The organism is Roseitranquillus sediminis, from assembly GCF_016918935.1.
GTDB lineage: Bacteria > Pseudomonadota > Alphaproteobacteria > Rhodobacterales > Rhodobacteraceae > Roseitranquillus > Roseitranquillus sediminis.
Genome location: NZ_JAFFOB010000023.1, coordinates 67,197 through 81,824 on the forward strand (window position 1 = coordinate 67,197; position 14,628 = coordinate 81,824).

The window sequence follows — 14,628 nt, forward strand, 5'->3', positions numbered from 1 at the left end:
TCCTCCTCGCCAGTCTTGATCAGCCGGCATTCTAATTCGGCCCCCGCCATCGGTTGAGCCTGAGCTCAAGATAGCGGAGCGTTTCGGTTACCGCGACGCCGATCGCGGCCAGCGACAGCACTATCACGAAATAATCGGCCATGCGGAACGTGTTGCCGTAACGAGCCAGCAGTCCTCCAAGCCCTCCCACGGCGGTGTAGAGCTCTGCGACGACGGTGTTGATCAGCCCGATCGTGGCACCGATCCGGAGCCCCACGACAATAAATGGTACTGCACCCGGCAGGACGATGCTGGCGAAGATGCGCGGTCGACTGACGCCCAGCGACCGCGCCATCTCGTTCAGGTTCTGGTCGGTCGCAAGGACCCCGGCGTAGGTATTCACGAGTATCGGCATCACGGCACCGAGGAACACCACGAAGACCTTGGCCTCGAACCCGAGACCGAGAAAGACGATGATGAGCGGGATGAAGGCCACGCGCGGTGTCGCCGCCAGCGCGAAGGCATAGACCTCCAGCGTCTTGCCGACAGGTCGGATCGTCCCCATCACGAGGCCGATCGCGATGGCGACGATGCACGCCGTGCTGTAGCCCGACAAGTAGACGACGAGGCTTTCGCCCAGCGCCTCGAAGAGGCTGTTGTCGGCCAGCATCCTGCGAAACGCGGCCCACGTCTCAAGGGGCGAAGGGATCAGGTTGCGGCTGACGTTCTGCGACAGGACCTGCCAGAGCCCGATCAGGAGGATCAGGAAGCCTACGCGGAATGCGACGATCATCTTCGAGTCCCACCGGAATGTATCGGTGCCGTCATCGCGTGAGTTCGCCTCCCTGGCGCCCGAAGGCGAGCGTGACGTCGCGCGCGTCAGCCTCGCTGTCGCGGATGTCGTGGCCGGTGAGCGAGAGGAAGACGGACTCCAGGCTCGGCGTCTCGAAGGCAAGGTCGCGGACGTGGATGCCGCACCGCCTCAGGAACTCGGCCTTCATCGCGGCGTCGGTGATGGGGATCAGCAGGGTGTCGCCGCGACCCGAAGTCGCCGTGGGATAGGTCTCGCGGATGGCCTCGGCTGCGGCGATGTCGGTCGGCGTGACGCGCACGGTCTCGGTTCCGAAGCGTCCGCGCAGGTCGTCCGGCGTGCCCTCCGCCAGGATGCGGCCGTGATCTATGATGCAGACCTGGTCGCAGCCTTTTACCTCGTCGATGTAGTGGGTCGTCACGACGATGGTCAGGTCGCGAGACGCCCGCAGTTCCTCCAGATAGCGCCAGATCCGCTCGCGCGACTGTGCGTCCAATCCGACCGTCGGCTCGTCGAGGAAGAGGATCCTCGGGTCGTGCAGAAGCGCCCGCGCGATTTCGAGCCGCCGCTTCATGCCCGACGACAGCTTGCGGACCAGATCGTCGCGCCGCTCGACGAGGTCCACCAGTTCCAGGAGCTCGTCCATCCGACGGCGCCGCAGCGAGCGCGGCACCTCGTAGACCATTCCATGAAACTCGAGGTTCTCACGGAGGGTCAGCCGGTCGTCGAGGCTCGGCTCCTGAAAGACCACGCCGATCGCTTCGCGCGCGCGGAGCGAATGGCGGATCGCGTCGTGGCCGGCAACCGTGACCTCGTCGGCTCGATCCGGGCGTAGGATGGTGCAGAGGATGTGCAGGAGCGTCGTCTTGCCTGCACCGTTGGGTCCGAGCAGCGCGAAGACGTCGCCCGCGCGGACGTCCAGGTCGACGTTGTCGAGCGCCTTGACCCGCCCGTACTGCTTCGAGAGCCCGCGAACCCGAATTCCGCCCGCGTCGGTGGACTGTTCCTTCGTCACATCAGCACCCTGGCCTGCCGAAGCTCGCCCAGGAACAGGGCCGCAAGGTCGCTTTCGGGGCTGACGCGAAAGTAGCGGCCGCCAAGACGCTCGATTGCACCGCGAAGGTCGTCACACCAGGCCTCGAGCGCGCCGCGATAGCGTTCGACGGCCTCCGCGCCCAGCGTCATCTCGCAGCGGGAACCGCTTTCGCCGTCCACGAGCGTCATCTCGCCGTCGCCGAGGCCTGACGGATCCAATTCTTCTGCCGCGAGGACGTGGAGGGCGACGACCGCGTGCCTGTCCTCGCCCAATCCAGCCACGTCCCGCTGTGGGCGCACGTCCCAGAAATCTCCGATCATCACGAACAGGCCGGGTCGCTGCGTCTTTCCCCTGAGATGCGCTATGCCTTCGGCCATGCTTCCCGCGCCGCCCGCCTCCGCTCCGGCGAGCCAGGCGCGCATCTCGGCCACGCGGCCCTTTCCGGCGAACCGCGGAGAAAGCCGCGGCGCCCCGCCGGAGACCATCATGCTGACCCGGTCGCCCGCCCAAAGGGCTACGAAACCGACGATCTCGGCCATGCGGCAAGCCGCTTCGAATTTGGGTCCAGCCATCGAGGCACTTCCGTCGATGAGGACCGCGACTGTAAGTTGCCGGTCGGTGAAATACTGACGCACGTGAAATTCGCCGGTCCGGGCGTAGACGTGCGGGTCCACGTGACGGCTGTCGTCACCGGCGCCATAGGTGCGATAGCTGGCGAATTCCATGCCTGCGCCGGTCGCGTTGGACCGCCGCTCGCCGGGACCCCCCGATGCCAGGGCAGGGGCGGCGACGAAGCGGCTGGACTTTAGCCGTTCGAGCAGGTCGGGCGCGACGCTCATGCCGACCTCAGGCAGGTTTCCAGCAGTTCGGCTAGCACCTCCTCGAGGTCTATCCCCGCCGTCTCGCCCTCGAAGTTGACATGCACGCGGTGGCGCGTCGCCGGCGCAAGGATCGCGCGGAGGTCGTCGGGCGTGACGTGAAAGCGCCCTGACAGCAGCGCTTCGGCCTTGGCGGCAAGCACGACTGACTGGGCACCGCGCGGGCTGAGACCAAAGCGGATGTAGCGGCGGACCGCCTCCGGGGCGCCGGCGCTGCCGGGCTGCGTCCGGTGGGCGAAGCGCGCGATGCTGTCGCGCAGATGCGCCGCGATCGGCACGTTCCGCGTCAGGTGCTGCAACTTGAGGATGGCCGCGGGTCCGCTTCGCGCGGCGAGCGGGCCGTGCTCGTTCCCGGTGGTCTGGAGCAGGATGGCCGACAGCACCGCCTCGCTCGGGTAGCCGACGTCGACGCGCAGAAGGAACCGGTCGATCTGCGCCTCGGGCAGGCTGTAGGTGCCCTCCATCTCGATCGGGTTCTGCGTCGCGAGGACAAAGAACGGCTGCGGCAGGCGGCGGCTGTTGCCGGCAACTGTCACGGTGCGTTCCTGCATTGCCTCGAGCAGTGCCGACTGTGTCCGCGGCGTCGCCCGGTTGATTTCGTCGGCCAGCAGCATCTGCGTGAAGATCGGTCCCGGCGCAAAGTCGAGCTGCTTCTGGCCGTCGGGACCGGTCACCAGCACCATCGATCCCGTGATGTCGGCGGGCATCAGGTCCGGCGTGAACTGAACCCTCGCGAGGTCGAGCCCCGTCGCGTCGGCGAGGCTGCGAACGAGGAGCGTCTTGCCCACGCCCGGCGGCCCCTCGAGAAGCACGTTGCCGCCCGCGAGCAGCCCGACCAGCAGCTGGCGCAGCACGGCGTCCTGTCCGATGACTCGCCCGCGCAGCTCGGTCATGCCTGCCGTCAGCGGCGTCAGGAGCGCCTCGATCGCCTCGGGCGTCAGCCTGTCAACGTCTTCGGCGGACAGCACCGCTTGATCGTCCATCTCGCTCGTCATCGCCTCCCGCTCGAGCCGGTCGCTCGCGACACTGCTCTCTTGGCATACGAGCCGGACCACGCGGAACTTGCAAGCGCTGACCCTCCGCGGAGGGCGGGATCGACCAGGATCCGTGCCACGAAAAGTGCGAGTCCCATGCCGAGCCAGATCAGGCCACCGGGAATGATCGCCATTCCCAGGCCTGAGAACCCTCGGGCATTCTCCCGCAGGTCCAACGCACGCCCTCCCGTCAATGCGCTTGCAAGTCGGGCCAGCTCGACGGGGGCCGGATCGGACGTGGATGCGAAAGCAGGAACGTAGAGCACATGCGTCCCTGTCCGCCCGTCGAGTTCAGCCGTGACGACGTGCGCACCGGGCTTGGCGGGCCGGACCACGGCCTCGTACCGGCCCGGCTGCACCTCGCGCGCGGGCAGCGTGCGGGCGCCGTCCGGACCATCGATGCCCAAGATCGGGAGCGCGTCCTTGAGCGGTTGCCCATCGGAATCGAGCACTTCCAGCCGTACCGTGGCGGTGTCGCCCCTGAGGCTGGACGACAGGCTGAAACCAGGGTCGGGATCGGGCGCCAGCATCTGCCTCAGGAGGCTGGCCCAGGTCTCGGAATAGCCGGGAAGGCTCTGCCAGTCGCGCGTCCAGGGTCCGGCGATCTGGGTCGTCAGCGCCAGCACCATGCCATTGCCGTATCGCCAGTGCGCGAGGAGCGGCATCTCGCGTCCCTCTGAATCGAGGGTCACCATCTCCATCGTCGCCTCAGGCTTGGGAGAGGTCAGCACGAAGCCGGCGATGACCGGCATCCTGTCCGGCAGCCGTCCGAGCGCCGTCAGCGACCGATCGCTCCAGCGCGGCTGGCTGGATCCCTGCTCGATCGGCGCGCCGGATAGCAGGATCGCCTCCTGCGACATGATAGAGGGCAGCGCCTCGATATCCGAGGTGCTGTGGAACGCGCCTCCCCCCGCCAAGGCGATCTGCTCCACCAGGGGCACTGGTGCCTGGCCGATGCTGATGCTGGACACGGTGATCCCCGCTTCGCGCATGCGCGCGAGCAGCGTCTCGTAGGCAGCCGGCTGGCTCAGTCCGTCGGTGAGGACGATCACGTGCCGTGCCGCGGCGTCCGCCGCCGCTATCTCGTCGTAGGCACGCTCGAGCCCGACCAGCATCGAGGTGCCGCCCCCCGGCGTTATGCGCGCCAGCGCCGCCTTGATGGCCTCGCTCTGGTCCAGCGTCTGCCGCGGCACGACCGTATGTGCCGCTTCGTCGAAAGCGATGACGGCGACCTCGCTCTCGCGCCCGAGCAGGTCCATCGCCGACGACGTGGCGCTCTTGGCGATGTCGAGGCGGGTGCCTTGACCAACCGGCTGCTGCATCGAGCCCGAACGGTCGAGCACGAACGCGAGCGCCACCTGCGGCTTCTCGCCAGGAACCCGGCTGGACACGGGCGACAGCCTGTCGAGAGCGGTCTCGAGATAGCCGCCGGGCCCGAAGCTGCGGTCGCCGCCAAGGAGCATGAGGCCGAGGCCATGATCCCGCACCGCTGTCTCGATGAGCGCCTGCTGGTTCGTGGTGAGGGCAATCGCGGGCAGGTTGTCGAGAACAACGGCATCATGGGCCAGCCATCCGTCGAGGTAGTGCGGCGCCTCGTCCGGCCGTAGTGCCCGAGCGTCAAGGCCCGCGGCCGTCATCGCGCCCGCCAGCGCCGCCCCGTGAGCGGGCTCTGACGCGATGACGGCGATGCGGCCGGGCGGGCGGACGTCGATGACACGCGCGGCGGTCGCGCGCCCGCCGTCAGCAGAGAGCGCGACCTCGAAGAGGTGCGCTCCTTCCGGAACATCGTTGACGACGGTCTCGAAGCGGGCGCTGCCGCCGGTCAGATCGTCCACTGTCTGTGTTCCGAGCACCTGTCCGTCGCGTCGGACCTCCAGCACTGCGCTGCCTGTCCCGCCGGTCCGGAGGACGCTGGTGAGCACGATGCCGTCGCCGGCGTAGACCGGTCCCTCCTCAGACAAGATCTTGAGCGCCGGTCCAGCGTTCGGCGCGGCCTCGGCAGGAGCGTGATCGACGCGGATGCCGCGCTGCCGGAGCTCGGGCAGGATCTCCGAAAGGGCCGCAGGGTGCAGCCCCGCCGCGGGCTCGAGCGCGATCCGACCGCCCTCGGGCAGCATCGCGGTTGCGAGCCGCAGCGCCACCGCCGCTCCGTACCCGGTGTCGGTCCTGTCGTGTAGATTGCTCGTGCCGGCATCGCGCGCCGCCACCGGCCCCCCCTCGAGACGCACCGCCGCCCAGTTGCGCGGCAGGTCATCCGGCGGCGTCGCAGACGCCACCACAACGTCGTGCGCGGCGACGGGAACGGCGAACGGCGCATCGAGCACGCCGAGCGCCGCCGCAGCGACCGCCGCGGCGCCGAGTGCCGTCGCGGTCGCGCCACGCGCCCGCCGGGTGACGACCAGATGCGCCAGCGCGAGGCCAAGGAAGAGCGCGGCAAGATACTTCCAGAGATGGACGGGCCAGCGGTCAGCCCCCGCTGTCTCACCGGTCCCTGTGGGCGAAGCGACCGTTTCCGCCGGAGAGGGATTCACCACCCGCTCGACCACGCGCCCCTCGTGACGGAAAGTCAGCACTCCCACACGCTGGGGAACGAAGCCGCCTCCGTCGGAATAGCGGATCTGCGCCGCCATCCGCTCCTGCATGGCGGTCGTCAGATCCTGAGGATGTCCCGCCAAAGCGATCTCGGCCTCCCCGAAGGCCGGTGTCACCCTGCAGGGCAGCCCCACGGTGCAGATTGGCGCCAGCAGTCCGCTGCCCGGTCCGCCAGCCCAGACGACGAGCCTCGACAGGAAGACCGGGAAGCTTGCGAGCTCCGGCCAGTTGGACCGGTCCGGCGAGAAGGCAAGCCGCACCTCGCGCCCCGACGGCGTCGTGCGCGCCTCGATCAGCGGAGCGGAAGCCGATCGGAGCAGGACCGTGGCGTCTGGCCAGGGTTCGACTGCGGAGGCGGCATCGACGCGGAGCCGGGACCATGCCAGGCCATCCGCCAGGACGTGATCGTCTTGCCAGGACAAGACGTCGACGGCTGTTTCGTCGTCTGACACGACGCGAAGGACATTGGTGCCGGGGTTCTCGAAGGACTCGTCGACCACCAAGAGGTCGAAGTTCCGGGCGCCGTCCGTCGTATCAGCGTGCTGCACCTCGACGTCTGGCAGCGCGGCCAGTCCGCGGGCGATGGCGTCATGCTCGTCTCCCACCACCAGCACTCGGAACGGCGCAGGAGCGGAGCGGATGCGAAAGCGGACGACGTTGTCGTGTGGCGACGCGTCGTCGGGCAGGGCGATCGCGAGAAGTCCCGGGCCGGGCAACTCGACCTCCGCCTCGACCGTCCGCGCGCTGCGGCCGCCACGGACCGGAACCGTCGCCCACTCCACCGAGTCGTCCGCTCCCTCGGGCGTGAAGCGGATCGCGAGCGTCGTCTCGGCGGCGTCGGGCAGGCTGACCCGCGCCTCGAGATGCCAGAGGCCCCCGCGATCCTCGTCCATGGCGATCGTGGCAGTCAGCGAACGGTTGATGCCCTCGACTTCCTCCGGGACGAGGTGAAGGATGTCGGCGTCAGCGAAGGCCTCGGACACGAGCGACGGCACCTCCGGACCCGCCAGCACCACTTGCGTCGGTTCACCCGAGACGCGGGCCGCCTGGGCAAGCGCCACGGCCTTTGGCCAGTCCGCGGGTCCGTCGGAGAGCGCGGCTGCGGCAAGCGCGGCGGGCAGCGCACGCTCGGAGGCGAGGCGCCGCGCCAGCGGGATTTCTGCCGCGACGCCCGCAATGATCAGCGTCGTGCGCCCGACACGTTGTCCGGCATCGGCGACCTCTTCCGCCGTCGCTGACCGAAGCGCTTCGAACCGTGCGGCCGGATGCATCGCGGCGGAGGCGTCGAGAACCACGATCCAGTGTTCGCCCGGCCGCACCTCACCGATGATCGGCCGCGCCAGCGCCAGCGCTGCAGCCAAAATCGCCCCGACCCGGAGCCAGGTCAGCAGCGAGTTCTGCCAGGCCCACCGACGCCGGCGCGGCACCGGATAATCCGCGGCGATCTGCCGCCACAACGTGATGCTCGGCGCCACGACGCGCTGCGGGTGCCGACGCGCCAGCCACCAGACGACTATGACAAGGCCACCGAGAAGCAGGAACGCGGGCGCGGCAAAGGTCATTCGGCTAGTCCGGGCCCGTGTTCGGAGTGAAGTAGCGCGCCACGGCGACCCGGTCCGAAGGTCCGACCCGCTCCCGTCTGAGCGTCAGCCCGGAAGCGCCGCTGCCCGCGCGGATCTCTTCCCCGCGCGCGCCTGCGGCCCCTGCACCCGGCTCTGCCGCGACCTCCAGGCGGATGCGTGCCCCCGACGACGGCGCGCGCGCCGCGACCTCCATCGCCTCACGGGCCTCCCAGCCGGGCAGACCCGCCGCTGCCTGGTTCTCGAGCGCGACGGAGCCGAGCCCGGCCTGATCTCCAGCGCCGCGCGTCGACTGTGTCGATGCGCCGGCGGATGAGAACGTGCCCTTTGCCGCTCCGGCCTCGGGCGCGGCTCCGGGCAGCGCGCCGCGCGCGGCATCCGCGCCCGCCGTGGCGGTGCCCTGGACATCGCCGCCCGCGCCTCCGGCGGCCATGTCGGGCGAGGGATCTCCCACCGGGCTGGCCTGCAGCCCGTCCTGCACTTCCGCGGCCGCCGCCTGTGCGGCGCGATGACTTGCAAGTCGCTCACCGATGTCTGCGCTTCGCTCGCCTTCGCTCGGCAACCAAGCCGGCGGGCGGTCGCCGTAGGCAGTGCGCGCCTGCTCGAGCAGACCGCCGACCGCTGCGTCCATGCCGCTTTGGGTCATCTCTCCACGGCCCGCCTTGCGCACCACGTTCTGGAGCTCCGCCGCGACGCGGTCCATCAGATCGTTGTCCTGCATTTCGGCGTCGGCGCCGATCAGGGCCGCGAGCTCCGAGGCTTGGGCGGCCGTCGCCTGCGGCTCGGACGGCCCTGCTTCGGCGAGCGCAGGAACGGGCACCTTACGATCGGCGCGCGGCGGCGCTGTGAGGACGACAAGCCACGCCGCGGCAGCCAAGGCCGCGGCCACCTTCGCGCCGCGCCCCAAGAGCGGCACCAGACGATGCGCGTCAGTCCGCTCCGCCGCAGCTTGTGCGCGCTGGAGTAGACCGCGCGCCACCGGCCCGCGATGCTGCGTCCAAGCCCCCGAGACGTCGGCCGCCGTCGAAAGCAACGCGTCGGTCGAGAGCGCGTCGTCGGCGAAGCGTGCCGTGCTGATCGCTCGTGACGTCCAGATGTGGTGGATCATGATGCCGCCGGCAACAGCCGTGGCGGCCGTCGCGCTCACCAGAGGGTCGCCGGAGAGAAAGGCCGCCGGAGCGGCAGCGACAATGGCCCAGAGCCCGGCGTCCAGGGCCGCGCGCAGCCATAACCGCCGCTGCAGCCTCGTCAGAAACGCCGCGAGATCGTCCCGCGCGCGGCGGGTCGTCTTGGACATTGCCGTGGCTCCTCCCAGCCGGGGCGACCCCGGTCGAGGCCGAGAGTAGAGGATCGGTCCCGCAACCACCACTCGCAAACAGATCGCGCGGGCGATCGCTTCCTCACGCTAAGCCTCAAGTCAGTCGGCGAGACAGTGGAGCAACTGGGTCGGTCGCACCGGGCACAACGAGGCTGAGGAAAGGATCAAGCCATCGTTGGCCTCAACGGCCTGATAGTTCGATTTTGCAGAACCGGCAGTTGCCGTTGAACTTGCAGTGACACGCCTCAGCGGGGCGGCTTGAATGGCCGCCCCTCCGACGGGCAATTTCAGCCTTCGCTTTCGATCTCCATCGCCTCTTGGAAGATCTGCGTTGCCTCCGCTTGAAGGCTCTCTTCACACCGCGTCGACATCTCTGAAAGACGATCTTCGCCAATCTCGGTAACATCGAGTTCGTTTTCTTCGGCCAGCGTCTCCATCACCTGGATCCGCACGTCCGGCTCGAGTTCGAGGAAACTTGCGCAGGTCATGCCTGCCACTTCAATTTCCTCCGCTGCTGCATTTTCCTGTGCGTGGCCCGGAAGCGCGAGTGGTAGCGTGAGGACGGCGGCCGTGAGCAATCTGCTTAGGTTGGTCATGATTTCCTCCCAACGAGAATGTTCGTCTCAACGCTCCGCATCGCGGTGGGTTTCCCAAACGACGAAGTCGGCGGAGTTCCGCCCCACGGAGTCGGACAGAGGCTGCCCAGGGACAAGCGGCCGAGCATTACCGACGGACATGGCGGACTCGCGTTCCGTCCGTCAGTGGGTCTCCTGACCCGCAGGTTGTGGGTCTGCCGAACCTTGCGGGGCGATCGGTCGAGTGGCGTATTCGGGATCGCTTGCCGCTTGCAGGTCAGGCGCCACTCACGGGACATGCACCACGTGAAGTGCATTCTTCGCAGAAGTCGTTTCGCCGACTACTCCGCTGCGACGGCAAGCGCCTCCGATGGCTGATAGTTGAGGATCGGCGCCAGCCAGCGCTCGATATCCTCGACGGAAGTCCCCTTGCGGCGGGCATAATCTTCCACCTGATCGCGCTCGACCTTGCCGACGCCGAAGTAGTATGCCTCAGGGTGGCCGATGTAGAGGCCCGAGACGGAGGAGCCGGGCCACATCGCCATGCTTTCCGTCAACTCGACGCCGACGGCGTTCTCGGCGTCGAGAAGCCGGAAAAGCGTGCGCTTCTCCGTATGGTCGGGCTGGGCGGGATAGCCGGGCGCCGGGCGGATGCCGCGGTAGGGCTCCGCGATGAGTTCCTCGGGCGTGAACGCCTCTTCCGGCGCGTAGGGCCAGAACTGGCGCCGCACCCTCTCGTGCAGCAATTCGGCCATCGCCTCGGCATAGCGGTCGGCAAGCGCCTTGACGAGGATCGAGGAATAGTCGTTGCCTGCCGCCGCATATCGCTCGGCGATGGCGGTCTCCTCGGGACCAGCGGTGACGGCGAAGCCGCCGACCCAGTCGTCAGCTACGCCCTCGGGCGCTACGAAGTCGGCGAGGGCGAGGTTCGGCCGCCGGTCTCGCTTGTGGGTCTGCTGGCGCAGCGTGTGCAGGGTTGCGAGCGTTGCCCCGCGATCGTCGTTCGCGTAGAGCCGCAGGTCGTCGCCGACCGCGTTCGCCGGCCAGAAGCCGACGACGGCGCGGGGACGGAACCACCGCTCGCCAATGATCCGCTCAAGCATGGCCTGAGCGTCGGCGAAGAGGCTGCGGGCGGCCTCGCCGTAGGTCTCGTGCTCCAGTATCTTCGGATAGACGCCCTTCAACTCCCAGGTGCGGAAGAACGGCGTCCAGTCGATGTAGCGGGCGATTTCGGCCAGATCCCAGCCGTCGATGATCCTGGCGCCGGTGAAGCTGGGGGCGGGCACCCGGTAGCCCGACCAGTCGATCTTCAGCGCGTTGGCGCGCGCGGCGGCGAGGGGGAGCCGCGACTTCGCCGCCTCGGCACGCTCGTGCTTCTCGGCCACGTCCGCGTATTCGGCGTGGATCCGGTCGATATAGGGTTGCCGCTGCGTCGGGCTGAGGAGCGCAGAGACCACGCCCACCGCCCGGCTGGCGTCGGTGACGTGGATCGCCTGCGCGCGCGGGTAGCGCGGCGCGATCTTCACGGCCGTATGGACACGGGACGTGGTGGCCCCGCCAATGAGGAGGGGGATGTCGAAGCCCGCCTTCTCCATCTCGCCCGCCAGGTGCACCATCTCGTCGAGCGAAGGCGTGATCAGGCCCGAAAGGCCGATCGCGTCGACATTCTCGGCGCGCGCGGTTTCCAGGATCTTCTGCGGCGGCACCATGACGCCAAGGTCGATGATCTCGTAGTTGTTGCAGGCCAGCACGACGCCGACGATGTTCTTGCCGATGTCATGGACATCGCCCTTGACCGTCGCCATCACGATCTTGCCGGCGCTCTCGCGGCCGCCGCCCTTTTCCGCCTCCATGTGGGGCAGCAGGACCGCGACGGCCTGCTTCATCACGCGGGCGGACTTGACGACCTGCGGCAGGAACATCTTGCCTGAGCCGAAGAGGTCGCCGACCACGTTCATGCCGGCCATCAGCGGCCCTTCGATGACGTCGAGCGGCCGGGCGGCGGCCAGGCGAGCGGCCTCGGTGTCCTCATCGACGAACTCGGTGATCCCGTTGACCAGTGCGTGCTCCAGCCGCTTCTCGACCGGCCATTCGCGCCAGGCGAGGTCGCGGACCTTCTCCTCGCGCGCACTGCCGCGAAAGCGCTCGGCGATCTCCAGCAGCCTCTCGGTCGCGGTGCCGCCCGCTGCGGGCTTGCGGTTCAGGACGACGTCCTCGCAGGCCTCCCGGAGCTCCGGGTCGATCTGGTCATGAACGGCGAGCTGGCCCGCGTTGACGATGCCCATGTCCATGCCGGCCTGGATGGCGTGGTAGAGGAAGACCGCGTGCATCGCCTCGCGCACCGGCTCGTTGCCGCGAAACGAGAACGAGAGGTTGGAGACACCGCCCGAGACGTGGACGTGCGGCAGGTTCTGCCTGATCCACCGAGTCGCCTCGATGAAGTCGACGCCGTAATTGTCGTGCTCTTCGATACCCGTGGCCACGGCGAAGACGTTGGGATCGAAGATGATGTCCTCGGGCGGAAATCCCACATCCTCGGTCAGGATGCGGTAGGCGCGGGCGCAGATCTCGGTCTTGCGGGCGAGCGTGTCGGCCTGACCCTGTTCGTCGAAGGCCATGACCACGACTGCGGCGCCGTAGGCGAGGCAGAGGCGCGCCTGGTGAACGAACTGCTCCTCGCCCTCCTTCAGCGAGATCGAGTTGACTACCGGCTTGCCCTGAACGCATCCGAGGCCGGCTTCGATCACCTCCCATTTTGAGGAGTCGATCATCACCGGGACGCGGGCGATGTCCGGTTCGGCGGCGACGAGGTTCAGGAACTCGACCATCGCGGCCTGCGAATCGATCATACCCTCGTCCATGTTGACGTCGATGATCTGCGCGCCGTTCTCCACCTGGTCGCGCGCGACATCGAGCGCGGCGGCATAATCGCGGTTGGTGATGAGCTTGCGGAATCGGGCGGAGCCGGTGACGTTTGTGCGCTCGCCGATGTTCACGAAGGGGATGTCCCTCGTCAGGACGAAGGGCTCGAGGCCGGAGAGGCGAAGCAGACGCTCAGACATGGAGGCTCCTCGGCGCGTGATCCGCAACGGCATCGGCGATGGCGCGGATGTGGTCGGGCGTCGTGCCGCAGCAACCGCCGACGACATTGACAAGCCCCTCCCGGGCGAAAACCTCGATCTGCCGCGCGGTGTCGTCCGGCCCCTCGTCGTACTCGCCGAAGGCGTTCGGCAGCCCGGCATTGGGATAGGCGCAGGTCAGCGTGTCAGCCACGGCCGACAGCTCGGCCAGATGGGGCCGCATGGCCGAGGCGCCGAGGGCGCAATTGAGCCCTACGCTCCACGGCCGGGCGTGTCGCACGGAATGCCAGAAGGCGGTCGGCGTCTGGCCCGAGAGCGTCCGCCCGGAGGCGTCTGTGATGGTTCCCGAGATCATGATCGGAAGACGCTGGCCAAGCTCGGCGAATGCCTCGAAACAGGAGAAGATCGCGGCTTTCGCATTGAGCGTGTCGAAGATCGTCTCGATCAGGATCAGGTCGGCGCCGCCCGCGATAAGACCCCGCACCTGCTGGCCGTAAGCCTGCCGGAGGTCATCGAACGTCACAGCCCGGTAGCCGGGATCGTTCACGTCCGGACTCATCGAGGCGGTTCGGTTGGTCGGCCCGACGGCGCCGGCGACCCAGCGTGACCGCCCGTCCTCGGCGCTGGCGCGATCCATCGAGCGTCTTGCGATCCGGGCGCCTTCTGCGTTCAGGTCGTGAACCGCCGCCTCCATCCCGTAGTCGGCCTGCGCGATGGTGGTGGACGAGAAGGTGTTGGTCTCGACGATGTCCGCGCCCGCCTTGGCGAAGCTGTAGTGAATCTCCTCGATCGCGGCGGGCTGGGTCAGAGTCAGAAGGTCGTTGTTGCCCTGCTGCGGATGATCGGACAGATGCAAACAGCGCTGGCCGCCGCGACCGCGAAAATCATCCTCTCCGAGGCCGAGTCTCTGGATCTGCGTTCCCATCGCCCCGTCCAGGATCACGATGCGCTCCGCCGCCGCTTTGGCGAGTTTGGCGAGGGCGGGCGAATCCGGTAACTTGAAGTTGTGCATGCTGTCCCACGTCACTCAATACTCGCGCGGAACGTAGAGACCCGTCGTACTCGCATCAAATTCATAACCCGCAAGTAGATTATGAGCTGGCTTCAAGTCTGCGGGTCGACGAGCGGCCGGCGGGCGGAAGGCGGCCTCTAGTCGCCCTTGCCTCCGAAGGCTGCGAATGCCTTTGCATCGATGGCGAGGTCGGCGAGGGCGGTGGCGCGCTTGAGAGAGTCGGGATTCGCCCGATCGTGCCGGGTGACGCGGACGGTGATGGCGGAGTGGCGCAGGTCGGCGATCGCCTCGGTGAACGTCTCCAGCATCTCCCCGCCGCCCTCGGAGCCAAGCGCGTGGACGGTGATCGCGCTCATGCTCGTGGGCAGGGCGATGTCGACGTGGTCGCCGTGCCTGGCGTCTCTACGAAGTGCCGCAAGCGCCTCGACGGCGACGGCGAGCGTCCCGAAGGCGCCGAGATGTTCCGGCAGATGCGCCGCGAGCTCAATGTCATAGCTGGGGGCCGCATCATCGTCGAGCATCCCGTAGATGACGCAACCCACGCCCCCGAGCGGCTCCGAGGCGGAGAAGAGCGTTTCTATCGCAATCTCAAAAATGGTCATCGGCGCTTCCCTGTTCAGCACGTGATGCGCCCGGCAAGACGCTGCCGAGCCACAAGCCTGACCCTCGCGGTGGCAGCCTGGACATGGTGCTTTGGAAGCCTGCCGAACAGAGGGTGTGCCGGGCAAGCGCA

At 68.1% G+C, this 14,628-nt stretch carries 10 protein-coding genes; all 10 read right to left on the minus strand.

The features are described from left to right. Window positions 1–31: 31 nt before the first annotated feature. Window positions 32–772 (minus strand): ABC transporter permease, encoded by a 741-nt coding sequence (locus JM664_RS15870; RefSeq protein WP_227420915.1) that lies wholly within the window; start codon window positions 770–772, stop codon window positions 32–34. Between the two features lie 31 nt (window positions 773–803). Next, window positions 804–1,805 (minus strand): ABC transporter ATP-binding protein, encoded by a 1,002-nt coding sequence (locus tag JM664_RS15875; protein WP_227420916.1) that lies wholly within the window; start codon window positions 1,803–1,805, stop codon window positions 804–806. Further along, the gene (locus JM664_RS15880) at window positions 1,802–2,665 is read right to left on the minus strand and encodes a DUF58 domain-containing protein (RefSeq protein ID WP_227420917.1); all 864 of its coding nucleotides are present in this window, start codon (window positions 2,663–2,665) and stop codon (window positions 1,802–1,804) included. Before JM664_RS15880 ends, JM664_RS15875 begins: the two co-directional genes overlap by 4 nt. Next, window positions 2,662–3,699, minus strand: coding sequence for an AAA family ATPase (locus JM664_RS15885; protein ID WP_227420918.1), 1,038 nt, complete (start codon window positions 3,697–3,699; stop codon window positions 2,662–2,664). The genes JM664_RS15880 and JM664_RS15885 overlap by 4 nt, the downstream gene beginning before the upstream one ends. Further along, window positions 3,696–7,892, minus strand: a complete 4,197-nt coding sequence (locus JM664_RS15890; RefSeq protein ID WP_227420919.1) for a VWA domain-containing protein — start codon at window positions 7,890–7,892, stop codon at window positions 3,696–3,698. The genes JM664_RS15885 and JM664_RS15890 overlap by 4 nt, the downstream gene beginning before the upstream one ends. Before the next feature lie 4 nt (window positions 7,893–7,896). After that, on the minus strand, window positions 7,897–9,207 hold the full coding sequence (locus JM664_RS15895; protein WP_227420920.1) for a hypothetical protein: 1,311 nt from the start codon (window positions 9,205–9,207) through the stop codon (window positions 7,897–7,899). 308 nt (window positions 9,208–9,515) lie between these two features. Beyond that, complete coding sequence (locus JM664_RS15900; RefSeq protein ID WP_227420921.1) at window positions 9,516–9,824, minus strand: HdeA family protein; 309 nt, start codon at window positions 9,822–9,824, stop codon at window positions 9,516–9,518. 320 nt (window positions 9,825–10,144) lie between these two features. Continuing rightward, on the minus strand, window positions 10,145–12,865 hold the full coding sequence (metH, locus tag JM664_RS15905) for a methionine synthase (protein ID WP_264465755.1): 2,721 nt from the start codon (window positions 12,863–12,865) through the stop codon (window positions 10,145–10,147). Continuing rightward, a complete protein-coding gene (locus tag JM664_RS15910) occupies window positions 12,858–13,895 on the minus strand; it encodes a homocysteine S-methyltransferase family protein (protein WP_227420945.1) in 1,038 nt (345 codons plus the stop codon). The genes metH and JM664_RS15910 overlap by 8 nt, the downstream gene beginning before the upstream one ends. A 137-nt stretch (window positions 13,896–14,032) precedes the next feature. Beyond that, window positions 14,033–14,497 (minus strand): hypothetical protein, encoded by a 465-nt coding sequence (locus tag JM664_RS15915; protein ID WP_227420923.1) that lies wholly within the window; start codon window positions 14,495–14,497, stop codon window positions 14,033–14,035. Between the last annotated feature and the right edge of the window lie 131 nt (window positions 14,498–14,628).

What these genes read in the sequence shown, in the direction of transcription:
- JM664_RS15870 (WP_227420915.1), bottom strand. Translation starts at nt 772, where the DNA reads ATGATCGTCGCATTCCGCGTAGGCTTCCTGATCCTCCTGATCGGGCTC.
- JM664_RS15880 (WP_227420917.1), bottom strand. Translation starts at nt 2,665, where the DNA reads ATGAGCGTCGCGCCCGACCTGCTCGAACGGCTAAAGTCCAGCCGCTTC.
- JM664_RS15885 (WP_227420918.1), bottom strand. Translation starts at nt 3,699, where the DNA reads ATGACGAGCGAGATGGACGATCAAGCGGTGCTGTCCGCCGAAGACGTT.
- JM664_RS15890 (WP_227420919.1), bottom strand. Translation starts at nt 7,892, where the DNA reads ATGACCTTTGCCGCGCCCGCGTTCCTGCTTCTCGGTGGCCTTGTCATA.
- JM664_RS15895 (WP_227420920.1), bottom strand. Translation starts at nt 9,207, where the DNA reads ATGTCCAAGACGACCCGCCGCGCGCGGGACGATCTCGCGGCGTTTCTG.
- JM664_RS15900 (WP_227420921.1), bottom strand. Translation starts at nt 9,824, where the DNA reads ATGACCAACCTAAGCAGATTGCTCACGGCCGCCGTCCTCACGCTACCA.
- metH (WP_264465755.1), bottom strand. Translation starts at nt 12,865, where the DNA reads ATGTCTGAGCGTCTGCTTCGCCTCTCCGGCCTCGAGCCCTTCGTCCTG.
- JM664_RS15910 (WP_227420945.1), bottom strand. Translation starts at nt 13,895, where the DNA reads ATGCACAACTTCAAGTTACCGGATTCGCCCGCCCTCGCCAAACTCGCC.
- JM664_RS15915 (WP_227420923.1), bottom strand. Translation starts at nt 14,497, where the DNA reads ATGACCATTTTTGAGATTGCGATAGAAACGCTCTTCTCCGCCTCGGAG.